Source organism: Sedimentibacter sp., from assembly GCF_038562225.1.
Taxonomy (GTDB): domain Bacteria; phylum Bacillota; class Clostridia; order Tissierellales; family Sedimentibacteraceae; genus Sedimentibacter.
Genome location: NZ_JBCFAS010000002.1, coordinates 692,014 through 718,228, shown reverse-complemented (window position 1 = coordinate 718,228; position 26,215 = coordinate 692,014). Strand labels below are relative to the sequence as shown.

Below are 26,215 nucleotides of genomic sequence, written 5' to 3'. Positions count from 1 at the left end.
TTCTTGCATAAGGGTATGTTTTTATATATAATCAAATTATCTAAATTCGATATCGTAAACCGATAATAAAAAAATTTTTAAGGACACTTTATGGATAATAATAGAGAGTTTTGAAAAGAAAGGATACTTATGAAAAAAGAAAAGAATATGGATATTCATAAGCCGGTGAAGTGGGGAACATTTCTTAAGGATGTGTTCATTTGCTCTTTGGGAGCTTTTGGAGGCCCTGAGGCTCATTACGGCGTATTTACGGAACATCTTGTCATAAAGAAAAAATATTTAAACGAAGAGGAGCTTGTTGAGCTCATTGCCTTGTGCAGCATTCTGCCGGGTCCAACCAGCACACAGACAATAGTGGCCGTAGGATACAAGATGGGCGGTCCCATGCTTGCGTTTCTGACAATGCTGGTATGGGCGCTGCCTGTGCTTACGGTAATGACCATACTTTCGTTTTTGTATCAGTTTTTAGACAGCATGAACATTTCACAGGATGGCCTCAGATACATCGGTCCCATGGCTGTGGGGTTTATTGTGGTGGCGGCATATCAGATAGGAAGAAAGGTTGTAACAGACAGGCTTACCATAATTCTTCTTCTGCTTGGCGGCATAACCACGTACTTTATCAGAAAACCGTGGATTTTTCCGATGGTCCTTGTTTTGGGAGGTGCGGCAAGCATTTTATCATCAAGGGAACAAAAATTGTGGAATCGGGTCAAGGTGAGCCCTCCATGGGGATATCTTGCTGCTTTTGGAATATTTGCACTGGGAAGCATAGTTCTCACATTGACATGGGACAACAGAATAGTTCATTTGTTTGAAAGCTTTTACCGCTACGGGTACCTGGTATTCGGCGGAGGGCAGGTAGTGATACCTGTTATGCACAGCGAATTGGTTCAGGCTAATCAGTACATGACCAATCAGGAGTTTCTGACAGGCTACGGTCTTGTACAGGGGCTGCCGGGTCCCATGTTCAGTTTCAGCGCTTATGCGGGAGGAATGGCAGCCCGGGGCAATGGAGCGTTATTTCAGGTGTTGGGAGCCATGGCAGGAGGTATAGGTATATTTCTGCCCGGAGTTTTACTGATATTTTTCATATTTCCGGTTTGGGAGGATCTGAAAAAAATCAGGGGAATAAAGGTTTCCTTAAAAGGCATCAACGCTGTTGCAGGCGGACTGATCTGCGTATCCGCAATTATCCTCATGCAAAGAAGCGGGTTTGCTTTTGACAACATCCTCGTTACACTGGCAACCATAGCTCTTCTGTTTACAAGAAAGATACCGGCGCCTCTCATAGTGGTTCTGGTTCTGGCAGCAGGTTTCATGGTGTTGTGATCCATTAAAGCTCTTGATTTAGTTTAAGATTAGATTTACAATGTTTATAGAATAAATAAACAGCGGAGACCATAATGTCTGAATTGCATCATTCTGCAAAAAAGTTAAGAAATATCACCGGCACAAACCTGTTTAAGAATTTGCTCCTGATGGTTGCAGCAATGTCACTGTGTACATTGATGTCAATCGTCTTCAACATTTTAAACATGTCGGAAATAAATATCGTTATGATATACCTGCTGGGTATCCTGCTTTACTCCTATATGGCAGAAGGTTATGCATACAGTTTTTTTGCCTCTGTAACCGGGGTGCTTCTGTACAATTTCTTTTTCACCGAACCATACTATACCCTGCAGGTTTACAATCCTGATTATCCGATCATATTTCTGGTGATGTTCATTGTAGGATCCATAACCAGTATGCTCACAATAAAGGTGAAAATGGAAAGGCAGCTTGTTGTTGACAGGGAAAAATACATCTCATCGCTGTACTATGTCACAAATCGTCTCTTAAATGTAAAAAGCTGCGATGAACTGGCGGAAATTTCAGCAGATGAACTTTCAAAGCAGCTGGATGCAAATGTCATGATAATTGTTTATGATTCTTCTGGAAATGAAGACATAAGAATCGTTAAGGGAGATAATGTGTTCGGCAGGGATGCGGATCAAATGGCATCCTCTGAAGCATATCAGTCCGGAAATCCCTGCGGCCGCGGAACAATGCTCTTTTCCGGTGCAAATGCGTACTACACGCCTGTCATAAGCCAAAACGGATCCTTGGGTGTAATTGGAATTTCATTGAATGGTTCGGATTCTCTTGCCGGCACCCAGATTACTTTCATAGAGGTTGTATCGCGACAAATAGCTGTCGTTCTTGAACGCGAAAGAATGTATGAAAAACAGCGCAGAACACAGATGGAAATCGAAAGGGAACGTCTGCGTTCCGATATGCTGAGATCCATTTCTCATGACCTTCGCACTCCGCTTGCAGGAATAATGGGGCTGGCAAGCACGGCTCATGACAATTATGAAGAGCTGAACGATGATGTCAAGAAAACTTTTCTTCAGAATATTTACGAAGATGCCGACTGGCTCAATGAATTGGTTGAAAACATACTTCATGCCACAAGATTTGATGAGGGAAGGGTTAAGCTGAACATAAAAGAAGAAGCAGCTGAGGAGATAATCACGGAAGCTGTTACCCATGTAAAGAAGCATTCTTCAGGTCATGAAATCCATGTTAAGATACCGGAAGAAATAATTCTGTTAAAAATAGACGGTGTTCTCATCAGGCAGGTGCTGATAAATCTTTTGAACAACGCCATCAACTATTCTCCGGCAGGAAGTAAGATATCCGTCTCTTTGTTCAAAAAAGATGCGCGTGTTTATTTTGAGGTAAGCGATAACGGTCCGGGAATATCACAGGATGAAATGCCGCACATATTTGAGCGGTACTACCAGAGAAAAACTAAAAGCAGCACTAACCGAAAAGGCATGGGGCTGGGTTTGTCGCTGTGCAAGTCCATCGTAGAAGCGCACAAAGGACAGATATCCTTAAGAAACAATGTGCCCAGCGGAACAACGGTCAGCTTTTACATCTTAAGTGGGGAGGAGTAGAATGGAACCGCTGATATTGATAGTGGATGATGAAAATTCTATACGCAAGTTTCTGAGAGTGTCAATTGAAACGCAGGGATACAAGTGCATGGATTCGGACAACGGTGCAGCTGCCGTCATGCTGACTGTCTCACAGAATCCCGACATCCTCATTTTGGACCTTGGTCTGCCTGATATGGATGGTGTGGATGTCATAAAAAAGATACGTACCATGTCGCAGATACCTATTATAATCATTTCTGCCAGGGGACATGACCGTGAGAAGGTTGAGGCGCTTGATGCGGGGGCAGATGATTATCTGACGAAGCCTTTCAGCGTAACAGAGCTGCTGGCCCGCATAAGAGTAATGCTTAGACACAAGGCCATGGTAGAGGTGCAGCCGGAAGAAGTTGACGAAACGTTCAAGATAAAGGATCTTGTCATAGATACACAAAAACGGAGAATATGGATAGGCCGGGAGGAAATTCATCTTACACCAAATGAATACCGTGTGCTTGTGCTGCTGGCCAGGAATCACGGAAAGGTGCTGACGCACAGGTATATTACTGAAAATGTCTGGGGAGGAATCGGAACAGACGATACTCAGTCACTGCGTGTTTGCATGGGCAACCTCAGGAGAAAGCTTGGCGAGGATCCGGCTCAGCCCAGGTACATCATAACGGAAATAGGTGTTGGATACAGATTGATGGATGAATAAGGAACAGCCCTGACAGGTAAAATGGTCAGGGTTTTTTATTTACTCTAAATTTATAGAAATTATCAGAATACTTATACAAAACTTATACCTATAGTATTATCCTTTAGTTAATGAAGGAGGAATAGTCATGAAAAAATCACAGATCAAAACAGACAGATTCAGTTCTGTTATAAGAGAAGTTACATTGAAAATGGAAAACTCGGAAATGGAGGATTCCTATAAAATAATAATAGATTCCTTAAGAGAAAATCCCGATGCCCCTGAGCCTCAAAACCTGCTTGGCCTTTGGAACGAGGTGAACAAGAACTTCGACCTGGCCCGCAAGCATTACAGGGCGGCTTATGCTCTGGATCCAACGTACAGGCCGGCGACCATTAATCTGGAAAGGGTATGCTCCACGCTTTCAGGCAGAAACATACCGATGAATTTCGGAAACATGAAAATAGAAGAACCGAAAGTAAGCCTGATTGAACAGTTTTAAAATGCATCAAAGGAGATGAGAATATGCTTAACATGAAAAGCAACAGAAAACGCGAGCTGTACATTGTTGCAGGAGGCAGCAGACTTGGAGCCAACATAGCCTCCATGCTGTCCAAGAGCAGCAAGGAGGTTGTTATAATAGATATAAATCCAAATGCCTTCAAAAAACTGCATCCTGACTTCAGCGGATACACACTGGCGGGAGATGCGGCTGACATCAGCGCTCTTGAAGAGGCAGGTATTGGGCACGCATGTGTGGTAATAGCTGCAACGGATGATGACAACACAAACATAATGGTGTCTCAGATAGCACGCATAATGTTTGAAGTTCCCAATGTTATTGCGAGGCTGTATTCCACTGAACTGGAGGAAATAGCCAGCGACAACAACGTGAAGGTCATTTATCCGTACAGGCTTTCAATAGAAACAATCGAGAAGTTTTTGAAGGAAAGGGGGTGTCTGCAGTGAAAATCGTGATTGCAGGCAATGGAGCAAAGGTCAATTTTCTGGCTGACTCACTGCTGAAGAAGGGCCATGAGCTGGTCATAATAAACAACGATGCCGATGAGTGTGAAAGGCTGTCCGAAACGAAGGATGCCATGGTCATCTATGGTGAAGCTTCAAAGAAATTTATACTGGAGGATGCCAATGTATTCGGGTATGATTTGATGATTGCAGTCAAATCCAACGACCCGGACAACCTGGTAATCTGTCTGCTGGCAAAAAAGCTACTGGGTATAAAAAGGGCATTCGCCACTGTAAGCAATCCCAGAAATGTGGAAGTGTTCAAGAAGCTGGGTATAAATACAGCCGTCAGCGCTACCTACGAACTATCCAACATAATCGAACAGATGGCATTTGCCGATGAGATAATCCACTACATGCCCCTTGAAGAAGAAAAGCTTCAGCTGCTTGAAGTAATAGTGGAAAAAACAAGCAATGCGTGCGGAAGGCAGATCATGGACCTTGGGCTTCCGCTGGATTCAATAATAGGATGCATCGTTCGAGGAAACAACACAATTGTTCCAAACGGAAGGACAGAAATCCACCAGGGAGACAAGCTTATGATCTTCACCAACAAGTCAGCACACAACGCAACGCTTTACGCATTAACCGGGGGTGTTCAAAGTGATTAAAAGCGATGAAACATTATATGCTTTTAAGTATATCGGTATAATGCTTATTTTCGTGGCCGGTATTATTTTGCTTCCTGTAGTGGTGGTGCCTTTCTATCCGGAAGAGGCCGAATATGTTTTTTGCTTTTTAATACCTGCAGCTGTTGCCGGAGCAGCAGGCGTTTTTATGAGCAGGATTATCGTGCCGGAGCAGTACAGGCTTACAGCCGGAAATGCGGCAACTATAGTCGTGGGAACATGGTGCTTAGCAGCCTTTTTTTCGGCTCTTCCGTTCATGCTAGCAGGAACACTGAACTTTACCCAGGCGTACTTTGAAGCCATGAGCGGATGGACCACCACCGGTCTGTCGGTTATTGACGTATCAGAATCTCCCAGAGTATTTCTGCTGTTCAGGTCTATCATACAGTTTTTCGGAGGTGTGGGCATAGTCCTTATCGTTGTTTCTGCGCTGTCTGAAAGTTTTGGAATGACTCTTTTTGCATCGGAAGGCCACAATGACAAGCTGCTTCCAAACATAGCAAAATCTGCAAGATTGATCATGAAAATATATTCCGGCTATTTTGCGGCAGGAACACTGCTGTATGTTGCATTTGGAATGCCGGCTTTTGATGCAGTCAACCATTCCATGGCAGCTCTTTCAACCGGAGGTTTTTCAACAAGGACTATGAGCATCGGAGCTTATGACAGCCTTTCCATAGAGCTTGTTACAGTGATTCTCATGATTCTGGGTGCGACAAACTTTTATGCCAACATGATTTTGGTCAGGGGAAGATTTCTTGAATTCTTCAGGCTTGGGGAAACAAAGCTGGTGTTGATCATGACAGCCGCTCTGGTTCCGGTTGTGGCATATTTATCCCTCTATGGTCTGTACGGCAGCGTGTCCTCTGCACTGAGGATAAGTTTTTTTAATTTGATATCTGCATTGACAACTACAGGTTTTTCAACTGTTTCTTACAATGACTGGCCTGACTTTGCATATCTTGTGATGATAGTGCTCATGGTTGTTGGTGGAGGAATCGGTTCCACTGCAGGAGGTATCAAGCTGGGCCGAATCAACATTCTTTTAAGACAAAACAGCTGGTCGTTGAAGCGCAAGTTCATGCCAGAACGAATGGTCAACAAGCCGGCAGTTTACAGGCCTGATGGAAAGACATTCATAAACCCGGAGCTTTACCTGGAATCCGCCAACTATGCATTGACCTTCACGGCTTTTCTTCTGATAGGAACATGCATACTTACTCTTTCAGGGTATGGATTGAAAGAATCGCTGTTTGAGTTTGCATCAGCTATAGGAACCGTTGGATTGTCAGTTGGAGTCACCGGCATACACACACCTCCGACTGCGCTGTGGGCCATGACCTTTGGAATGCTGCTGGGGAGACTGGAAATATTCGTAGTCTTTTATTCTATAATGAATGTTGTCAGAAAATTCTGTAGAAGAGAAATTAAGGCATTGAATTAATTATTCATTAAAAATTCCCTTAATTGTTATAAGGGAATTTCTTGTTTAGCCTTGCACTGCCATAGAACGTACAATAAAAATGCTAGGCTGTAAAGGGATATGTTGCAGGAATCCGGTTAACATAGTATTGGTTCCTGAAAAGGAAAAAGAACTATAAACGGAGAATTGCATGACATTCAATCTGAATGATGATCCCCTTAAATTTCAGGGGAAAATGAAAAAATCGAAATATTTTGAAGGATGGTATTTTAAACATGTATCAGCCGATTTAAAAAATATAATAAGTGTAATTCCAGGAATATCAATTGGTGATGTTGATTCACATGCTTTCATTCAAACAGCAGTGAAATGTGAAATTAATGGAAAATCATGGTTAATGACTCATTACCACAGGTTTTCGGCAGATGACTTTTCATGCATGGATAGACCGTTTTGCTTAAAAATTGGAAGCAATACTTTTGAACCAGGAGGTATGGAACTTGAATTAAAAACACATGATTGTTCGGTCAGAGGCAGCATCAGGTATTCTGAATTTGACCCTATAGTCAGAACAAGGATTTCTCCCAGTGCCATGGGCTTTTTTGCATACCTGCCGTTTTTGGAATGTTACCATGATATTGTAAGCATGGGACACAAACTCAGTGGAATTTTGTATTTGAACAACAGCCTGATCGATTTTGACCAAGGCAGAGGCTATATTGAAAAAGACTGGGGAAGTTCATTTCCGAAGGATTACATATGGCTTCAGTGCAATAGCTTCAAAGATTCGGACGCCAGCATCATGTGCTCCGTAGCTGACGTTCCGTTTCTTAATGCATCTTTCAGAGGATTTATATGCAGCTTGTCAGTCTGCGGGCAGGAATACAGGTTTGCCAGCTACAACCTCAGCAGAATATCAAAGCTGGAATGCAGCCGTAACGCTATGGAACTGAATGTTGTCAGGAACAATATTATGCTTGAAGTAAAAGTCGGAACATTTCAGGGAGAGGTTTTAAAAGCTCCACAAAACGGAATTATGAACACAGAAATCAGGGAAGAGTTATGCGGAACTGTCCAAGTAAGATTGAAAAACCTATCAGGAAACATTTTGTTCCAAGGAACAGGAAATCCCTGTGCTACAGAATTGTTCGGAAATCTGAGCAGGCTAAAGGTATAGCCTTTATAAAAATAACCAGCATAATCAGGCTGGTTATTTTTATTGATGCCGGTCTACAGGCTGACAGTGGGTTCGAGGACCGTGAGGGTGTTGTTGTAGGTGTTCAGGTTTGTCACGGCTCCTATGGGTATTGCCATCTTGTACATGCCGTGGCCTGAGGCAAGGTTTGTCATAAGCGGTTTGCCAATGGGAATCAGCACCTCGTTTATAAGGTCTTCGTACGATTTGCCGTAAGCATCTTCGCAGCCTGTGCATTCACCTATAATGATGCCTGCACAGTCACGGAATTTTCCGGCACGTTCCAGGTGTGTTATCATTCTGTACACATGGCTAACCGGCTCGTGGGTCTCTTCTATGAACAAAATTCTTCCTGTGGTGTCGACTTCGAAAGGTGTTCCAAGCGTATCTACAAAGGATGTGAGGTTTCCGCCAACAATCGGTCCTGTAACGTCTCCGGGAATTCTGCTTACCTGAGGGATTTCCGGAGGATTTTCAAGCCTTCTTGGTGAGGTCAGGGTTGATGTTGCCGTAAAGAATTGGTTGAAATTGTAAGCAGGGGTTGTTTCTCTGAAGTCTATGAGCAAAAGACTGTGAAAGGTTATCAGATTTGCCGCTATGTACAGCACATTCAGCAAAACCGTAATATCGCTGTAGCCGGTTATTATTTTTGGATTTCGTGATATTACATCATAATCGAGATATTGAATTATGTCTGCTACACCAACGCCTCCACGTGTGGGGATTATGGCTCTCACCTCTGGGTTTTCAAACATGCTCATGAGGTCAGAAGCCCGTTGCTCGGGTGTGGCAGCCACATAACCTGACCATGAATACACATATCTTCCCACAACTACATTGAATCCCAATCTTTCAAGAAACGCTATTCTGTTGTTTATGGTGGCCTCATCACGTGGACTGCCGAGCGTGACGATTCCAACGGTGTCACCTGCCCGCAAAATAGGTGGTCTGGTGGCCATTTTTATGCCTCCTGTTATTATATTTTAAGCTGTTCATATCAGTATATGAAGAATAAGTCTTTGGTTTACAACATTAATTAATGGTTGTGTCAATTATATCTTTTTTTGACAAACTAACCTCAAATATGACCGGAAATTGTAGTTATTACCACTTTGGTTACTTGACAAGGTACATCGAAAGAAGGTAGTATTATGATTATTACATATTTTGCTCAGTTTCTTAACAAGAAATGAAGGTATTAAACGCATTGGGTAAGCGGATAAACACTAAGTGAGAAGCATTTACAACGTTATTAGATTGAATGGAAGAGGAATGGAAAAATGAATCACAAATTGAAACATTTAAAATGTATTGCAGGTCTTCTTTTATTTTGCATGATCTTTGTGATGATGTTTTTCACGATTTTTACGGCTGCACATTTTCTCCATGAATGCACAGGTGCTAAATGCCTGACGTGTCATGAATTACATGTGGCTGAAGCTTTGACAAAACAATTCGCTGCAGCGATTATGACAGTTGTTGCCGCTTTTTTCACGGCATTGCTCAGCAACAGGATTATGATTGCTGATTCTATTAGCCCATTTCCCGGGCGGACACTCGTTATGGACAAGGTAAGGATGGACAATTAAAATACAATTTTCATATTTCATGGCGGTTTTGACCGTCTTGTTTTCGTGCCGTATTACAGGCAGATTATTAAAATATTGAATATTGGAGGTCCAAGGATGAAAAAAGTAAGTAAAATATTAAACCTAGCTGCAGTTGTTGCTCTGTCAGCAGTGTTTTTGTGCGCATGTGCTTTTGAAGGCAACACAAAAACCGTTAAAACTTTGAATATAGTTTGTACATCATTTCCACAGTACGATTTTACCAGGCAGATTATTGGAGATAATCTTGCAGGGATAGAAGTTGCATATTTAGCTGAAAGCGGTGTGGATATGCATAATTTCCAGGCATCGGCAGATGACATAATAAAGGTGAATTCAAGCGATCTGTTCATTTATACAGGAGGAGAATCAGAAGCGTGGGTTGAGGATCTGGTAAAGCAATCAGGCGAAGGAAAGCTTAATTATCTTGCTCTTGTGGATGTGGTTGAAATGAAGGAAGAAGAAATTGTAGAAGGAATGGAAAATGAGGAAGAGGAAGAAGGCGAAGAGGAGGAAGGTCTGGAATTTGATGAACACGTATGGCTTTCGCTTAGAAATGCAGAGATTATTGTAAAAGCCATCTGTAGTGAACTTTGTGATATTGATCCGGAAAATTCCGGCTACTATTCCAAGAATGCGGATGTGTATGTTGAAAAACTTAAAAGTCTTGATAATGAATATATAAAGATGATCGAAAACGCCAAAAGAAAGACAATCCTTGTGGCAGACAGGTTCCCTTTCAGGTATATGGCAGATGATTACGGACTTGATTATTATGCAGCTTTTGTAGGGTGTTCTGCAGAAACAGAGGCAAGTTTTGAAACTATAGCGTACCTTGCGGAAAAGACAGACGAATTAAAGCTCCCGGTTGTGCTTATCATAGACGGTTCGGACGGTTCCATAGCAAAAACGGTAATAGAGAATTCTTCAAAGCGCAACGCATCAGTCATGACTTTAAATTCTCTGCAGTCTGTATCAAGGAAGGAAATTGACGCGGGAATGACCTATATGGATGTCATGGCTGCAAACCTTCAAGTAATGAAGGAGGCTTTGAACTGACATGGCATTGATAACGTGCAGAAAAACAAATTTGTCGTATGATAACAGGGTGGTAGTTTCGAATCTCAATTTTGATGTGTTTCAGGGAGACTATCTGTGCATTGTTGGTGAAAATGGCTCCGGTAAATCAACTTTGATTAAGACCTTAATAGGGCTCAAGAAAGCTGCCAATGGTGAAATAACATTTGGTGACGGTTTAAAGCATAATGAAATCGGATATATGCCGCAGCAAACAGAAATACATAGGGACTTTCCGGCTTCAGTGAGAGAAGTAATATTGTCAGGATGCCTTAACACCTGCGGTATGAGACCCTTTTTCAGCAAAGCGGAAAAGGCAGCTGTAAGTAGTGTTATGGAGAAACTTAACATAAAAAATCTTGAAAAAAGGTGTTACAGGGAACTTTCGGGAGGTCAGCAGCAAAGAGTGCTGCTGGCACGTGCCCTGTGTGCTGCAAAAAAACTGTTAATCATGGATGAACCGGTTACGGGCCTGGATCCAAATGCAACATACGATATGTACGACATTGTTGAGAAACTCAACAAGAATGAAAACATTACCGTTATTATGGTGTCTCATGACATAGAAGCAGCTTTAGACTACGCAACACATATTCTGAATGTAAGCGACACTCCTTTGTTCTTTGGGAAAAAAGAGGATTATTTGAGTTCCGAAACAGGAAGTATCTTTGCAGGAAAGAAAGGTGGAAACCGATGATGGAAAAGCTCTTTTATTATTTTCAATTTCCTTTTGTCAGATATGCATTGATTGTAGGCGTACTGATTGCCCTGAGCACTTCTCTTCTGGGTGTGACTCTTGTGCTGAAAAGATATTCCATGATAGGAGACGGGCTTTCCCATGTGGCTTTCGGAGCAACGGCGGTTGCTGCCATATTTAATGTTACCGCCGATGTCTATATTACTCTCCCGGTAACAATTCTGTGCGCAGTGCTATTGATCAAAAGCAGCAAAAATGCAAGAATAAAAGGAGATGCAGCTGTCGCAATGCTGTCTGTAGGAGCATTGGCTGTCGGGTATCTTCTTTTGAACATTTTTTCATCATCGGCCAACATAAGCGGTGATGTATGCAGCACACTGTTTGGTTCCACATCAATTCTTACATTGTCGAAATCAGAAGTAGTGTTGTGTGCGGCATTATCGGTTATTGTCCTGTTGGTTTTCATCATTTTTTATAACAAAATATTTGCCATAACATTTGATGAGGACTTTTCCAAGGCAACAGGCGTTAAGTCGGATTTGTACAACATGCTCTTAGCTGTTATTACAGCAGTCGTCATTGTGCTTGCCATGAATCTTGTGGGCGCATTGCTTATTTCGGCGCTTATAATTTTTCCTGCGATTTCTTCCATGCGGGTATTTAAAAGTTTCAGGTCAGTTATAACGAGTTCTGCATTCATTGCAGTGCTCTGTGCTATGTCCGGAATATTGATTTCCATCATGGCGGGGACCCCTGTGGGCTCTACAATTGTTGCTGCAAATATCGGTTTATTCATAGTGATGGAGTTGATTGGATTAATGATGGGAGGTATTGTAAAATGAAAAAAGTGATATCAATGATAATGATAGCATGCGCCTGCTTGCTGTGCGCATGCACAAACAGCAACTCACAGGTTTCGCAAGTGGTGGATTCACAGATTAACAGCGCGGTTCAGAAAACAAAGACTAATGGCGGCAAGAATGATAATTCATATTACAGCAGTGCAAATGACGCAAAAAACGTCAATGCGGCGGACAAATATACGGATGTCACTGATGCTGCTGCAGATGAGGACATACAGGAAAGTTCTGAAGATTCCTCCTCTGATGATAATGCAAGCGGTTCAAATGAAAATGTTGATGTGGATTTAACACTGATGAGCAGCACAATGGTGTATTCGGAAGTGTACAACATGATGATGAACCCGGATGACTATATGGGAAAAACAATAAAAATCATAGGTCTGTACTATTCATTCTACCTGAATGAAACGGGCAAGTATTATCATGCTGTGATCATCAGTGATGCAACAGCCTGCTGTTCCAACGGTTTGGAGTTTGTCTGGGACGACAATACCCATGTTTATCCTGACGAGTATCCGGAAAATAACACAATAATTGAGCTGGTTGGCACTTTTGGGTCTTATGAAGAACTGGGTCAGACCTACTATTACCTTGCCACAAATTCACTTTCTTACAAATAATTTCTGCAGTTTTGCACCTTGGGAAAAAATAGCAGCAGCCTGTCAGTCGACAGGCTGCTTTTCGTTGCAGTTAAATTATTGATGTTCTTCTGCTGCCTCAGCTTCTGCCCTGGTTCTGTGGACAGTTCCGTGGGGGTGCTGCGGGGGAGCATAAATTGAATATAATTTGATTGGTATTCTTCCCGTGTTAACCAGGTTATGCCATTTGCCTGCCGGGATGATGAAAGCAAAGTCATCATACACCTCTTCACGGTAGTCCAAATTGTCCTGGATGTCTCCCATCATTACCATACCTTCGCCTTCTTCAATACGGATGAATTGATCAAGGTCAGGGTGCATCTCCAAACCTATTTCATCGCCGGGGTTTATGCTCATCAGTGTGAGCTGAAGACCGTCTCCAGTCCATAGAGCAGTTCTGAAATTGCTGTTATCCTTGGTTATTTCATTGATATTTACAGTAAAAGGTTCAGGTCCGTAATCTTTTATCTGCACCTGCATGTTCTGTGTTGTATCGTGAACCAGTGCACCGATCAAACGCCTGCTTTTGTCCTGGTTCGAGTAGTAACGACCGCTGCTGCCTGCGCCGTAAGGAGGCGGATAGGAATTGCAGGGACCATACATGGCATAAGGGTTGTACCATGGGGTATTCATGTAATACGGATTCGGATAATTGTTATACATTTCATTCTTTCCTTTCATTGACTTATATATTTATCATATGATTTTTCTTGGTTATTGTGTATGGGCTTTGAAAATATGTAAACTTTTTTCATGTGACTCATATGATATTCCAGACGCAAAAAAGGGGGAATCTGATGGCTCAAAAGTATGATGCCGCTGTCATAGGCGGTGATTCAAGGCAGGTGTATTTAGCGGATATTCTCGTCAGGGAAGGGTTTAAAGTAATTACCTTCGGCCTTGCGGAGAAAATCATTGAATCCGGTACACAGCTTTTCGATGCTGCATCAAGCGCAGAGCAAGCTGTGAAATCGGCATTGACAGTTGTTGCACCCATTCCGATGTCAAAGGACAACAAACACATAACAGTCCTGGATAAAAAGGATAATCCGTTGACTGTTGAAGAACTGTTATCGTATATGGACAGAAGCCAGTTTCTTATTTCGGGCAGCATGACCATGTATGCAGAAGAATTTTGTGTGAAAAACGGCATAATGCATTATGATTTGATGAAAAGCTATGAATTTTCAATCCTTAATTCCATAGCGACCGCAGAGGGGGCCATAGCCCATGCTGTAAATAACAGCATCATCAACATTCATAAGAGTAATGGTCTTGTGTTGGGTTACGGAAGAGTGGGAAAAGTTCTGGCAAACAAGCTGCATGCCCTTGAAATGACGGTAGCCGTGTGCGCCAGAAGCAGGAAGGATTTGACTGATATTTATGTTAACGGCATGGAGAATCTTGAGTACAGGCAGCTTGAAGATGAAATACACAGGTTTGATTTTGTATTCAATACCGTACCGTCTGTGGTTCTGGACAGAAAAATACTGGAAAGACTGTCATCAAACACTGTAATAATTGATGTGGCATCACCACCGGGAGGTCTGGACTTGGAATATGCCAGAGAAATGAATCTCAATGTGCACATATGTCAGGGTATTCCGGGAAAGATTGCTCCGCTGGCGTCAGCTAAAATCATTGCCGACGAAATTCATCCAATATTGAAAGAGAGAAGTGATTAACATGAATTTATCAGGAAAAACGGTGGGCATAGGAATTACAGGCTCATTTTGCACTTTTGAAAAAATAATGCCTCAGATAGTGAAAATCAAGCAGCAGGGGGCAAATGTACACGCTGTTTTTTCAGACAACGCACGGTCCATCAACAGCAGGTTCGGTGATGCTGAGGATTTTGTGAATATAGTCCGGCAGATTACCGGAAACGAACCCATAGCCACGATTGAAGATGCTGAACCTATCGGTCCTCATGACATGTTTGATGTTTTTTTGATTGCACCCTGCACAGGCAATACCATAGGGAAGCTTAACAGCGGCATAACTGACACGCCGGTGCTAATGGCTGCCAAGGCGCATCTCAGGGGAAACAAACCTGTAGTCATTTCCATTTCGACAAATGATGCGTTGGGAATGAACTTCAAGAACATTGCATCTCTTTTGAATACTAAAAATTTTTACTTTGTTCCTTTCGGACAGGATAATTACTCGGCTAAACCAAACTCCATGGTTGCGGATGTTGAAAAAATATTGCCTGCCCTGGAAAAGGCTCTAGACGGTACACAGATACAGCCTGTTATTTGCGGACCTAAGGGTATGGTATGTTCATAACTTTAATGATGACAGTTGAACTTGGCTGAAAATAAGGTTATACTATAGATGAAATAAATTGAGGTGAAGTATGAAAAGAGTGGTATTCCTGGTGGATATGAACGCCTTTTTTATAAGCTGTGAAGGAACGAGGCATCCTGAAATAACGGGTCAGCCCGCTGCTGTTGCGGGAGATCCTGAAAACAGAACCGGCATTATACTAACTGCCAGCTACGAGGCGAGGAAGTGCGGAGTAAGAACGGCTATGGTTCTTAGGGACGCTCTCAGGCTGTGTCCGAATTTGATTGTCATACCCCCTGATCACGGCTTTTATGAAAAGAAATCACGGGAGGTAATGAATGTTTTGTCCTCCTACACCCCGGTCATTGAGCAGAACAGCATCGATGAAGCCTGGCTGGACATGACAGGAACAAGCGGACTCTTTGGTGAACCTTTGAAGGCTGCCAAAAGCATCATGGAGAGGATCAAAAGCGAACTGGGTTTGTGGTGTTCCATAGGAATTTCTGAAAACAAGTTTCTGGCCAAGATGGCTTCGGAAATAAAAAAGCCTCTGGGCATAACAGAGCTGTGGGAAAAGGACATCAGAGAAAAAATGTGGCCCATGCCTGTGGGAAACATGTACGGAGTGGGAAAACAGACTGCAATTAAGCTTCAGAATATGGGAATATCTACTATCAGGGATCTTGCTTCTTCAGACAGGGATTATCTTGTAAGTAAGCTCGGAAAGATGGGAGGAGAGCTTCACCTGCTGGCTAACGGAATAGACATGTCGCCGGTTTTGCCTCACGGTGCAGGCAGCATGAAATCAATAGGAAGATCCGTAACTCTCCCTCATGACATAACAGACATGGAAGATGCTAAAAAGATACTGCTGGAGCTTTCGGACGATGTAGGGATGACTGCCAGAAAATATGGCAAGAAAGGTCACACGGTTCAGATAACCATCAAGTATGCTAACTTCAAAAGCATAACGAGGCAGATGAGTGTGCCGTCCACATGTTTGGTGAAAGACATATACAGTGCAGGTCTTAAGCTTCTTTTTGCAAACTGGAGCCGGGAGCCCGTAAGGCTTATCGGAATAAGCATCAGCGGTTTTAACGAAAGATGTGAACTGGAGCAGATGTCGCTTTTTGAGCTGCCCAAATCCGAAGGTGCAGAATGCAGCAAAGATAAAATAGACCACCTTGAAAACGCAATACACAACATCCGGCAAAAGTACGGCTCTTCAATAATTAAGTCCGGGGCTTTGGTGGAAAAACAAAGCAAGAAGCAACAGGATTGACAGCCTGAAAAATACTATTCATGAACGATGATTGAATAATTTACAAGCCCCTTGCAATAATAATATGGAATATTGTTAAAAGGAGCTGTAAGATGAGTGTAAACAATGCAATGACAGCTGATTTTTTGCGTTCTGCCTATGGAGGAGAAAGCATGGCTCACATGAGGTATCTCATATGGAGCGATTCAGCAAAAAAAGACGGCTTTCCCAACATAAGCAGACTGTTCCACGCTGTGGGCTATGCTGAATGGGTTCATGCCAAAAATCATTTCAATGTTCTCAAGGATGTTGTGGGTGACTTTACGGTGCCTGCCGGTGCTGTGTTCGGACATACGGACATAGTTCAAAACCTTCAGGGAGCCATTGACGGGGAGTTGCACGAAATAAAGCAGATGTATCCTGTATATCTTGAAACTGCCAGGTTTCAAAAGGAAAATGAAGCGGAAAAATCATTTCATTACGCCTTGGAGGCTGAGAAAATTCATGCCAGGATGTTTCAGGTTGCTCAACAGGCTGCAGAACAGAAAAGGGATATAGGCGGGGAGCCAATCTACGTCTGTCCAGTTTGCGGCTATACCGAATCAGGAGAAAATGCCGACAAGTGCCCCGTTTGCGGAGCCAAAAGAGAAATATTTAAAGCATTTAAATAACAGCGTCAAAATCACCTGAATTATCTTCAGGTGATTTTTTTAACTTGATTGTAACATAAGTTATTTTAACGAATATAATAAATACAATTAACAAAAAGGAATGATGTTATGTACTGGAACCTAATTCCATGGTTCTTCCTGGGTTACGGTGCAGGTAGATGCGACAATCGTCGCAGAAGCCGCAGACGATGCCGCGGAAGATATTGATTGATATAAAAAAGAGAGGCAACGTGATTTCGTTGCCTCCTTGATTTTTAAATTATATTGGTTCCGTGGTCTTTCAGGTTGAAGCGCTGTTTTTCCTTATCAAGATAGCCGCCCACATATCCATTCTGTCTGGAGGTAAGATTTGCCCTGTCCTGAACTTCCGGTTTTGCTATGTCCAGTTCTTTTGCAACCTCTGCTTTCATCTGGTTAAGTGCCGTTATTGCTTCCGGAGAAACAGTTATATTGTTTTTGAAGTTATGAGCCATGTCAGTCTCCTTTCTTTTATTGAGTATTATGTCCGTTTGAGCATAATTAAACCATTCAGGCGGTTATAATATTTTTAGTTGGAAACAATAGAAAAAGCTTTGCAATTTAAAAAAAATATTATATAATAGTCAAAACAACATTTTTCAGCAATGATCAAAGCTACGATTCAAGTTTTCCAAAGAGAGCCGGTGTTTGGTGAGAACCGGTGAAAGGCTGAATCTTTCCACTTTAGGAGCTGTCGGTGATGAATCGAAGGCCGGTATCCTTTACAATACCTTACGAGTGGTCGCCTTACGGCGGCAATTTGGGTGGCAACACGGTATCTTTCGTCCCATGCAGGGAAGAAAGATTTTTTTGTTTGTTATACATCTGACTTTATGATAGAAGGTCGGAGTAAGTAAAATTTTTGGAGGTTACTATGTTAGATTTAAAATTTGTCAGAGAAAACCCTGAAACAGTTAAGGAAAACATCAAGAAGAAATTTCAGGACAACAAGCTCCCCATGGTTGATGAAGTAATAGCACTGGACATCGAGAGCAGAGAAACAAAACAGAAGGCAGACAATCTCAGAGCAGACAGAAACAAGATTTCTAAGGAAATAGGCGGTCTCATGGCAAAGGGCCAAAAAGAGGAAGCCGAAGAACTGAAAAAACAGGTAACGAAGGATTCTGAAATGCTTGCTGAACTTGAAGCGAAGGAAGCAGAGCTTGAAGAAAAAATCAAGAAAATAATGATGACTCTCCCAAACATTATCGACCCAAGCGTTCCAATAGGCAAGGACGACAGTGAGAACGTGGAGGTTCAGAAATACGGTGAGCCTGTTGTTCCTGATTTTGAAATTCCGTACCACACGGATATAATGGAAAAATTCAACGGTCTTGATCTTGAAAGCGCAAGAAAGGTTGCCGGAAACGGATTCTACTACCTGATGGGAGATATTGCAAGACTCCATTCGGCTGTGATTTCATATGCTAGAGATTTCATGATCAACAGGGGATTTACATACTGCGTTCCTCCTTTCATGATCAGAAGCGAGGTTGTGACAGGGGTTATGAGCTTTGCGGAAATGGATGCCATGATGTACAAGATTGAAGGCGAGGATCTGTACCTCATCGGAACAAGCGAACACTCAATGATAGGCAAGTTCATCGACACGATCCTTCCCGAGGAATCACTTCCGCACACTTTGACAAGCTATTCTCCGTGTTTCAGAAAAGAGAAGGGTGCGCATGGAATTGAAGAAAGAGGAGTTTACAGAATACACCAGTTTGAAAAACAGGAAATGATTGTTGTTTGTAAACCTGAAGAAAGCCCTATGTGGTTTGACAAGCTGTGGCAGAATACGGTTGATTTATTCCGTTCGCTTGATATTCCTGTAAGAACATTGGAATGCTGCTCAGGAGACCTGGCCGACCTGAAAGTTAAATCTATTGATGTTGAAGCATGGTCACCGAGACAGAAGAAGTACTTTGAAGTTGGAAGCTGCTCAAACCTGGGAGAAGCTCAGGCAAGAAGGCTGAAGATAAGAGTCAACGGCGAAAACGGCAAATACTTCGCCCACACGCTGAATAACACAGTGGTTGCTCCGCCGAGAATGCTTATCGCGTTTTTGGAAAACAACCTGAACGCAGACGGCACTGTGAACATTCCAAAGGCTTTGCAGCCATACATGGGTGGAATGACCTTAATGAAATAAACATAAAAATGCGGTTTAATTAACCGCATTTTTTTGATTTGACCTATTCTATGTTCTTGTCAAGTTTGATGTCCAGCTTATCCATCTTGTAGTAGAGCGTCTGCCTCGGTATGCCGAGTTTCTTGGAAGTCTTAGATATGTTGCAGTCATACTTTCTCAGTGCTCTGGTTATAACATTTCTTTCAAACTGATCAATCTGCTCGCTCAATGATTTTGAAGACATATCTTCTTCAGGAACAAAATCTGTATCATCCTGAACCGCTACGATGTTCTTCTTTTTTAGGTTGATGTAATCCGGAAGATCTTTTTTTGTAATTATGCTGCCTTCTGCTATATTTATTGCATACTCGATGGAATGTTTCAATTCCCTTACGTTTCCCGGCCATTCATAGCTCTTGAAGAAATCCATAACTTCGCCGGAAAAACCGCTTACATTTTTTCCAAGTTCCCTGTTGTAGTATTTGAGGAAGTAATCGCAAAGCTCAATTATATCTCCCTTGCTTTCCCGCAAGGGAGGCAGACTGAAATTAATGGCGCTCAGCCTGTAAAACAGGTCCATCCTCAGTCTTCCTGCAGCTATGGCTTCATGAGGATCCTCGTTAAGAGCTGCAATGATTCTGACATCAACGTGATGTGTCTTGTTTTCGCCCAGTCTTCTTATGTGCCCTTCCTGAAGGAATCTCAGAAGCTTTGCCTGAAGCGTCAGGTCCATGGAGTTTATTTCATCCAGGAAAAGCGTTCCTCCGTCAGCTTCCTCAATCAAACCTTTGGAATCACGGGCTCCGGTAAAGCTTCCAAGAGCTGTTCCGAACAATATGCTCTCAAACAGCGTGCTCGGTATGGCGGCGCAGTTTTGTGCAATGAAAGGTTTTTTGCTCCTTTTGCTTTCGCTGTGAAGGCACTGCACAACCAGCTCCTTGCCGGTTCCTGTCTCGCCGTACACAAGCACCGGAGAATTGCTGTCAGCCGTTTTATTTATCTTATTTTTAAGTTCCTTCTTTATTTTGCTGTTTCCGATTATGTCTTCTAGGGTGTAGACAGCCTGTGAAGAGATGCTGCTGCTTTTTGCCGGAGATACGGAGTTGAACTTTTCAACATCGGTAAAAATTTCAATGACTCCTTCCAGCTGTCCGTTTTCATAAAAGGGTATGGTGCTGGATAGGATTGTCACGCGTTTGTCCTGATAATTGTAGTAGTTCTGCACGTAATTTTTCATGCCTTCACCGGTTCTTAGCGTCCTCATTATGGTGCTTGTTTCTTCCGTAAGCTTTGGGAAAATTTCAAGCATGTGCTTACCCAGTGCGCTTTCCACCTTAAGTCCGGCCAGGTCGTTTATCGACTGGTTGTAGAATACCACATTGCCGTGCTTGTTCACTATGAAGATTCCGCAGTACAGGTTTTCTGAAATCAATTTCAAAATATTTTTATAGTCCATAAGAGCCTCTGAAATTTATCTATATAGGATATTAGTGCATGCTTCGCCTTGCGCGGGCATATACAAAGATGTAAGAATTTGTCGTTCATACTATTGACAACCCACGAATTTGTCATCCTGAGCGCTAGCAAGGATATGTATTTATTATATCATAATTCAAATAAAATTTATACTGTTTAAATTTTATTTTGCTGGAAGTAAATTTTATTTTTAGTTATTGTTTTGGATGGTATTTCTTTTACACGGAACATTGGGACTCATCTATTTTGCCAACACAGGAGTAAATCATACTAAAAAGAATAATTAGTAAAATAAGTGAAAAAATTCGATTTTTGTAATATACTTCAAGTGCAGACATTATTGATTATAATGGATTATGTGTAAAATTTTACAACTGTAAAAAAAACGGGCGTTTTTTTGTATTAAAAATCATACATTGATTTTCCTCTATGGTTAAGCTGTTCAATTTTCAATGCTGATTTTTGGCTTGAAAATTGCATGTAGAAAAATGAATAAACTAATTGGAGCAAATATGATTACTGCAAATATTTTCAACATACAAAAGTTTTCTATCCATGACGGCCCCGGAATAAGGACTACGGTTTTCTTCAAGGGATGCCCCTTAAGGTGCTTGTGGTGCCATAATCCTGAAAGCCAGCAGACGGAAAAAGAGATGCTTTATGACAGGGAAAAGTGCGTTCTTTGCGGAAACTGTGTCAGGGTATGTCCGGAGGGAGCCGTAAAAATTGAAAACAACTCCGTAACCACCGACATGGATAAGTGCAGCGGCTGCGGCAAGTGCGTAACCTACTGCATACCGGGAGCCAGACAGATTGCCGGCAGGGAGTACACAGTTCATGAAGTGCTTAATGAAGTCATTAAGGATATCGTATTCTACGACAAATCAAAGGGAGGGGTTACGCTTTCAGGCGGCGAACCGCTTATACACATTGATTTTGTTGAAGAGCTCTTAAGAAATCTCAAGGAAAGAAGCATACACACCGCCGTGGACACCAGCGGTGCCGTTAGTTTTGAAAACCTGAAGAGGGCTGCTGCTTACACGGATGTATTTCTGTATGATATAAAGCTGATGGATGACGAAAAACATGCTGAATACATTGGCATGTCTAACAAGTTGATTCTGGATAACCTGAAAAAGCTGTCTCAGATTCACAGCAACATCAATCTGAGAATGCCCATAATAGAGGGAATCAATGCTGATGAAGACCACATAGAACAAACCATCGAATTCATCGAAGGATTAAACATACAAAAGGTCAACCTTCTGCCATACCACGACATAGCCAGGCACAAGTACAAGAAGCTCGGTCTTGACTACATGGATGACAGAATGTCAAAACCTTCAGATGAAAAGATGAATAGATTTAAGGAAATGTTTGAAAAAAAGGGTTACAAGGTAAAAATAGGAGGTTAGTATGAGAGGCTACACAGAAAGAACAAAAAATCTAAGACTAGTAAGTGTATCTACACAGCCCAGGGTAAGCCTGGAAAGGGCACTTTTGGAAACGGAATTTTATCAAAAAAATTTCGGTACGGTTGAAACTCCGGTTTTGCGTGCCATGAATTTCAAATATCTCATGGAACACAGAAAGCTCTACATCGGAGAAGGTGAGCTTATAGTAGGAGAAAAAAGCGAAGGACCGCAGGTAGTTCCTACATTTCCTGAGCTTTGTGCCCACACCGTTGAAGACATGACCGTAATGAACGAAAGAAAGTACATCAACTTCAAGGTTAATGAGGAGGACAAGAAGGTACAGGCGGAAAAAATTCTTCCTTACTGGCAGAACAAGTCAACAAGGGATAAGATACTGGCATCCATGACACAGGAGTGGAAGGACTGCTATGCAGCCGGAATGTTCACGGAATTCATGGAGCAGAGGGCACCTGGACACACCGTTGCAGATGACAAATTTTATCACAAGGGATTCCTGCAGTTCAAAGAAGAAATTGAAGAAGCGATTGAAGCACTGGATTTTCTAAATGATCCTGAAGCTTACGACAAGAAGGCTCAGCTTGAGGCAATGGCCATATCATGCGATGCCATCATCATATACGGACAAAGATATGCTGCATACGCAAGGGAACTTGCCCAGAAGGAAACAGACCAGAAGAGAAAAGAAGAACTTCTGTGGATCGCAGGAAACTGCGACGTGGTTCCGGCCCACAAACCAGAGACTTATGCCCAGGCGCTTCAGATGTACTGGTTTGTGCATATTGGCATCACTACGGAACTGAACACATGGGATGCATTCTCTCCCGGGAAACTGGATCAGTATCTGTATCCGTTCTACAAGAAGGAGCTTGAAGAAGGAACCATCGATTACGATAAGGCAAGGGAACTCATGGAATGCCTCTGGATCAAGTTCAACAACCAGCCGGCACCGCCCAAGGTAGGAATCACACTTAAGGAAAGCGGAACCTACACGGACTTTGCAAACTTCAACACAGGCGGCATAGATCCATACACAGGTGAAGACGGAGTAAATGACGTATCCTACATCATACTTGATACCATGGATGAAATGAGGCTTCTGCAGCCAAGCTCCAACGTTCAGATAAGCGAAAAGACACCTGAAAAATTCCTGAGACGTGCAGTTGAAATTTCAAGAAAAGGCTGGGGACAGCCGGCATTTTACAACACAGAGGAACTGATTCAGGAACTTCTGAACGCCGGAAAGACGCTGGAGGATGCCCGTTTTGGAGGTTCCAGCGGGTGCGTGGAAACAGGCTGCCACGGAAGGGAAGCCTACGTTCTCACAGGATACCTGAATGTTCCGAAAATTTTCGAGCTGACCATGAACAACGGCTTTGACAAGTACACAAACAAGCAGATAAGCATCAAGACCGGAAATCCGGAGGATTTCAAGTCCTATGACGAACTGAAGGACGCATTCCTCAAGCAGCTTGAATACATCATAAATGTAAAGATAAGAGGAAACAACGTAATAGAGAAGATTTTTGCCGAGCACATGCCGTCACCTTTCATGTCGGTTCTGACCACCGGCTGCAAGGAAAGCGGAAAGGATTACAATGCAGGCGGTTCCAAGTACAACACAAGGTACATTCAGATTGTCGGCATCGGAACCATTACCGATTGTCTTGCATCATTGAAGTACAATGTGTTTGAAGAGAAACGCTTCTCCATGAAGGATATGGTCCAGGCAATAGATGCAAACTTTGAAGGGTATGAGATGATTCACAACCTTGTATTGAATCACACTCCAAAGTACGGCAACGACGATGACTATGCCGATGACATCATGCTTGACGTATTTACAAACGTACGAGACAGAATAAAAGGAAGAAAAACCGTATGCGGCGGAACGTACCAGATCGACATGCTTCCAACCACATGCCATGTGTACTTCGGTTCAGTGATGACTGCATCACCAAACGGAAGGCTTGCAGAGAAACCCGTTACGGATGGTATTTCTCCGGAGAAGGGAGCAGACAGGAACGGACCTACTGCTGTTATAAAATCCTGCGCAAAGATGGACCACACATCAACGGGTGGAACACTTTTAAATCAGAAGTTCACACCGTCATCAATTGCAGGGGAGGAAGGTCTTGACAATGTGTCGGCACTGGTAAGGGCGTACTTCCAGATGATGGGACATCACATTCAGTTCAACGTAATTGACAGAAGTACATTGCTTGATGCCCAGAAAAATCCGGACGAGTACAAGGACCTCATCGTGAGGGTTGCAGGTTACTCAGACCACTTCAACAACCTTGAAAAGGCCCTGCAGGATGAGATAATAGAAAGAACAGAACAGTCATTTAACTAAATATAAGAATCATATGAAGCAGGTTAATGCCTGCTTCAGTTTTTTGTTGATGATGGTTCTAAAGTATACGTGATAGATTCAAGGCTTTATCCGCTTTTAATCATAACAAGGAGCATATGAAGGCAGTATCGGATTTTAGCGGCACAAACCGGAAGAAGACATGCAATATAAACAACGCCTGTCTTTTTTGAGCGGTTTTTTAGGAAATAATGCTGAAAGATTTTGTATTTAATTTGTTGACAAGTGAAACTGCAGGATGTAACATCATGATGATACTTTAAATGGGGTTAATAAATGAAACATAATACAAACAAATATGATATAACAGAGGGAGTAATCTGGAAACAGATTCTTATTTTCTTTTTTCCGATTTTGTTGGGGACTTTTTTTCAACAGCTTTACAACACAACCGACGCCATAGTAGTTGGACGTTTTATAGGCAAGGAAGCTTTGTCGGCAGTGGGTGGTACGACCGGTACATTAATAAACCTGCTAGTCGGCTTTTTTGTGGGTCTTTCTTCCGGTGCCACGGTCATAATATCCCAGTACTTCGGTGCCAGGAAATATGATGACTTGAAAATATCGGTTCATACTGCCGTGGCCATGGCCATCATAGGCGGCGCATTGTTCATGGCTGTTGGCATTGCCGCAGCGCCAATTGCATTATCTGCAATGGGAACTCCTGAGGATGTAATAGGGTATTCGCTGATTTACATAAGGATTTATTTCATGGGCATGATTCCAAACATGATTTATAACATGGGAGCAGGAATTCTCAGGGCCGTTGGTGACTCAAAACGTCCGCTGTACTTCCTTGTTGCAAGCTGCATAGTGAACATAGCCCTTGACTTGATTTTTGTGGCAGCCCTGGGACTGGGGATTTACGGGGTAGCCATAGCCACAGTAACATCTCAGTGCATGAGCGCATTTCTTGTCTTGTTAATTTTAGGCAAGACAGATGCTCCCTACAAGCTGGAAATAAAACAACTTAAAATTGACAGTGAGAAGCTGAGACAGATTTTCAAGATAGGACTTCCTGCAGGTTTTCAATCTTCTATGTACAACGTAGCCAACGTAATAATACAGTCCAGCATAAATTCGTTCGGCACTGACACGGTTGCAGCCTGGACGGCATTCTCAAGAATTGACGGTTTGTTCTGGATGATGATGGGGGCATTCGGCGTTTCCATCACAACCTTTGTGGGTCAGAATTTCGGAGCCGAAAAGATTGACAGGGTTAAGAAAGGCGTTAAGCAGTGCCTCATCATGTGCATGGCTGCTGCAATAACGCTGAGCTTTATACTGTATGTCGCCGGAAGCCGGGTATATCTGCTGTTCACCACCGACTCGTCCGTAATCGTAAAAGGTCTGGAAATCCTAAGATTCCTGGTACCAACGTACTTTACATTTGTGTTCATAGAAATTTTGTCCGGAGCCCTGAGGGGAATGGGAAACTCTTTGGTTCCCATGCTTCTAACAAGCATAGGCGTGTGCGGTCTTAGGATAGGATGGATTTTTATTGCAGTTCCAATGTACCCGGGAGTTAAGACGGTCATTTTCAGCTACCCGCTCAGCTGGGCTGTAACTTCCCTGCTTTTCATGGCGTACTACAGATACTTCTGGAGAAAGAAAAGAAAAAACAGCGAGGATACTGAATTGAGCTTAGGGCAGTGAGTCTTGACATATTATTCCAATGACTTATAATATATATAGCTGATTGTTTAACCCATTACCATTTTATCTTATTTTGGGTACACTTTTTCATAGGATAAAGTTCGACGGTATTTTCATGGACTTAATA

General features: G+C 42.5%; 25 protein-coding genes. 21 read left to right on the top strand and 4 right to left on the bottom strand.

Annotated features, from left to right (window positions below; translation table 11 throughout):
• The first annotated feature begins 129 nt into the window (after positions 1-129).
• The 8 genes from chrA to AAGU76_RS09760 all read left to right on the top strand — a co-directional run bounded on the left by chrA (position 130) and on the right by AAGU76_RS09760 (position 7,879).
• Positions 130-1,332 carry a chromate efflux transporter gene (chrA, locus tag AAGU76_RS09795; RefSeq protein WP_342485296.1) on the top strand — a complete coding sequence of 401 codons (1,203 nt, stop codon included), beginning with the start codon at positions 130-132 and terminating at the stop codon, positions 1,330-1,332.
• A gap of 74 nt (positions 1,333-1,406) precedes the next feature.
• Positions 1,407-2,948 carry an ATP-binding protein gene (locus AAGU76_RS09790; protein WP_342485295.1) on the top strand — a complete coding sequence of 514 codons (1,542 nt, stop codon included), beginning with the start codon at positions 1,407-1,409 and terminating at the stop codon, positions 2,946-2,948.
• A gap of 1 nt (position 2,949) precedes the next feature.
• The gene (locus tag AAGU76_RS09785) at positions 2,950-3,645 is read left to right on the top strand and encodes a response regulator (RefSeq protein WP_342485294.1); all 696 of its coding nucleotides are present in this window, start codon (positions 2,950-2,952) and stop codon (positions 3,643-3,645) included.
• 127 nt (positions 3,646-3,772) lie between these two features.
• Complete coding sequence (locus tag AAGU76_RS09780; RefSeq protein ID WP_342485293.1) at positions 3,773-4,126, top strand: hypothetical protein; 354 nt, start codon at positions 3,773-3,775, stop codon at positions 4,124-4,126.
• A 23-nt stretch (positions 4,127-4,149) separates the two neighbouring features.
• Positions 4,150-4,593 (top strand): TrkA family potassium uptake protein, encoded by a 444-nt coding sequence (locus AAGU76_RS09775; RefSeq protein ID WP_342485292.1) that lies wholly within the window; start codon positions 4,150-4,152, stop codon positions 4,591-4,593.
• Positions 4,590-5,261 (top strand): NAD-binding protein, encoded by a 672-nt coding sequence (locus AAGU76_RS09770; RefSeq protein WP_342485291.1) that lies wholly within the window; start codon positions 4,590-4,592, stop codon positions 5,259-5,261. The genes AAGU76_RS09775 and AAGU76_RS09770 overlap by 4 nt, the downstream gene beginning before the upstream one ends.
• The gene (locus AAGU76_RS09765; protein WP_342485290.1) at positions 5,254-6,723 is read left to right on the top strand and encodes a TrkH family potassium uptake protein; all 1,470 of its coding nucleotides are present in this window, start codon (positions 5,254-5,256) and stop codon (positions 6,721-6,723) included. The genes AAGU76_RS09770 and AAGU76_RS09765 overlap by 8 nt, the downstream gene beginning before the upstream one ends.
• Positions 6,724-6,892: 169 nt before the next feature.
• Entirely contained in the window at positions 6,893-7,879 is a 987-nt protein-coding gene (locus tag AAGU76_RS09760) for a tocopherol cyclase family protein (protein WP_342485289.1), read from the top strand.
• Positions 7,880-7,932: 53 nt separating this feature from the next.
• Here AAGU76_RS09760 and AAGU76_RS09755 read toward each other — a convergent pair whose 3' ends face one another.
• Entirely contained in the window at positions 7,933-8,856 is a 924-nt protein-coding gene (locus AAGU76_RS09755; protein ID WP_342485288.1) for an LD-carboxypeptidase, read from the bottom strand.
• Positions 8,857-9,177: 321 nt separating this feature from the next.
• On the opposite strand from AAGU76_RS09755, the gene AAGU76_RS09750 reads away from it, so the two are divergent.
• The 5 genes from AAGU76_RS09750 to AAGU76_RS09730 all read left to right on the top strand — a co-directional run bounded on the left by AAGU76_RS09750 (position 9,178) and on the right by AAGU76_RS09730 (position 12,761).
• The gene (locus AAGU76_RS09750; protein ID WP_342485287.1) at positions 9,178-9,486 is read left to right on the top strand and encodes a hypothetical protein; all 309 of its coding nucleotides are present in this window, start codon (positions 9,178-9,180) and stop codon (positions 9,484-9,486) included.
• A gap of 96 nt (positions 9,487-9,582) precedes the next feature.
• The gene (locus AAGU76_RS09745) at positions 9,583-10,563 is read left to right on the top strand and encodes a metal ABC transporter substrate-binding protein (protein ID WP_342485286.1); all 981 of its coding nucleotides are present in this window, start codon (positions 9,583-9,585) and stop codon (positions 10,561-10,563) included.
• A 1-nt stretch (position 10,564) separates the two neighbouring features.
• Positions 10,565-11,278: an ABC transporter ATP-binding protein gene (locus tag AAGU76_RS09740; protein ID WP_342485285.1), complete on the top strand. Its 714-nt coding sequence runs from the start codon at positions 10,565-10,567 to the stop codon at positions 11,276-11,278.
• Positions 11,275-12,120, top strand: a complete 846-nt coding sequence (locus AAGU76_RS09735; RefSeq protein WP_342485284.1) for a metal ABC transporter permease — start codon at positions 11,275-11,277, stop codon at positions 12,118-12,120. The genes AAGU76_RS09740 and AAGU76_RS09735 overlap by 4 nt, the downstream gene beginning before the upstream one ends.
• Complete coding sequence (locus AAGU76_RS09730) at positions 12,117-12,761, top strand: hypothetical protein (RefSeq protein WP_342485283.1); 645 nt, start codon at positions 12,117-12,119, stop codon at positions 12,759-12,761. The genes AAGU76_RS09735 and AAGU76_RS09730 overlap by 4 nt, the downstream gene beginning before the upstream one ends.
• Positions 12,762-12,836: 75 nt before the next feature.
• Here AAGU76_RS09730 and AAGU76_RS09725 read toward each other — a convergent pair whose 3' ends face one another.
• Positions 12,837-13,442, bottom strand: coding sequence for a cupin domain-containing protein (locus AAGU76_RS09725; protein ID WP_342485282.1), 606 nt, complete (start codon positions 13,440-13,442; stop codon positions 12,837-12,839).
• A 134-nt stretch (positions 13,443-13,576) separates the two neighbouring features.
• Between AAGU76_RS09725 and dpsA the strand changes: the two genes are divergently transcribed.
• The 4 genes from dpsA to AAGU76_RS09705 all read left to right on the top strand — a co-directional run bounded on the left by dpsA (position 13,577) and on the right by AAGU76_RS09705 (position 17,000).
• Complete coding sequence (dpsA, locus tag AAGU76_RS09720) at positions 13,577-14,464, top strand: dipicolinate synthase subunit DpsA (RefSeq protein ID WP_342485281.1); 888 nt, start codon at positions 13,577-13,579, stop codon at positions 14,462-14,464.
• A gap of 1 nt (position 14,465) precedes the next feature.
• Positions 14,466-15,068, top strand: a complete 603-nt coding sequence (locus tag AAGU76_RS09715; RefSeq protein WP_342485280.1) for a dipicolinate synthase subunit B — start codon at positions 14,466-14,468, stop codon at positions 15,066-15,068.
• Between the two features lie 70 nt (positions 15,069-15,138).
• Positions 15,139-16,350: a DNA polymerase IV gene (locus tag AAGU76_RS09710; RefSeq protein ID WP_342485279.1), complete on the top strand. Its 1,212-nt coding sequence runs from the start codon at positions 15,139-15,141 to the stop codon at positions 16,348-16,350.
• Between the two features lie 92 nt (positions 16,351-16,442).
• Positions 16,443-17,000 carry a rubrerythrin family protein gene (locus AAGU76_RS09705; RefSeq protein WP_342485278.1) on the top strand — a complete coding sequence of 186 codons (558 nt, stop codon included), beginning with the start codon at positions 16,443-16,445 and terminating at the stop codon, positions 16,998-17,000.
• 254 nt (positions 17,001-17,254) lie between these two features.
• Here the strand turns inward: AAGU76_RS09705 and AAGU76_RS09700 are convergent, their stop codons facing one another.
• A complete protein-coding gene (locus AAGU76_RS09700) occupies positions 17,255-17,473 on the bottom strand; it encodes an alpha/beta-type small acid-soluble spore protein (RefSeq protein WP_342485277.1) in 219 nt (72 codons plus the stop codon).
• A gap of 419 nt (positions 17,474-17,892) precedes the next feature.
• On the opposite strand from AAGU76_RS09700, the gene serS reads away from it, so the two are divergent.
• On the top strand, positions 17,893-19,170 hold the full coding sequence (gene serS, locus AAGU76_RS09695; protein WP_342485276.1) for a serine--tRNA ligase: 1,278 nt from the start codon (positions 17,893-17,895) through the stop codon (positions 19,168-19,170).
• 43 nt (positions 19,171-19,213) lie between these two features.
• Here serS and AAGU76_RS09690 read toward each other — a convergent pair whose 3' ends face one another.
• On the bottom strand, positions 19,214-20,605 hold the full coding sequence (locus AAGU76_RS09690) for a sigma 54-interacting transcriptional regulator (protein ID WP_342485275.1): 1,392 nt from the start codon (positions 20,603-20,605) through the stop codon (positions 19,214-19,216).
• Between the two features lie 532 nt (positions 20,606-21,137).
• Between AAGU76_RS09690 and AAGU76_RS09685 the strand changes: the two genes are divergently transcribed.
• From AAGU76_RS09685 to AAGU76_RS09675, 3 genes are all read left to right on the top strand, one after another.
• The gene (locus AAGU76_RS09685; protein ID WP_342485274.1) at positions 21,138-22,040 is read left to right on the top strand and encodes a trans-4-hydroxy-L-proline dehydratase activase; all 903 of its coding nucleotides are present in this window, start codon (positions 21,138-21,140) and stop codon (positions 22,038-22,040) included.
• A gap of 1 nt (position 22,041) precedes the next feature.
• The gene (gene hypD / locus AAGU76_RS09680; RefSeq protein WP_342485273.1) at positions 22,042-24,414 is read left to right on the top strand and encodes a trans-4-hydroxy-L-proline dehydratase; all 2,373 of its coding nucleotides are present in this window, start codon (positions 22,042-22,044) and stop codon (positions 24,412-24,414) included.
• A gap of 294 nt (positions 24,415-24,708) precedes the next feature.
• On the top strand, positions 24,709-26,088 hold the full coding sequence (locus tag AAGU76_RS09675; RefSeq protein ID WP_342485272.1) for an MATE family efflux transporter: 1,380 nt from the start codon (positions 24,709-24,711) through the stop codon (positions 26,086-26,088).
• Positions 26,089-26,215 lie beyond the last annotated feature (127 nt).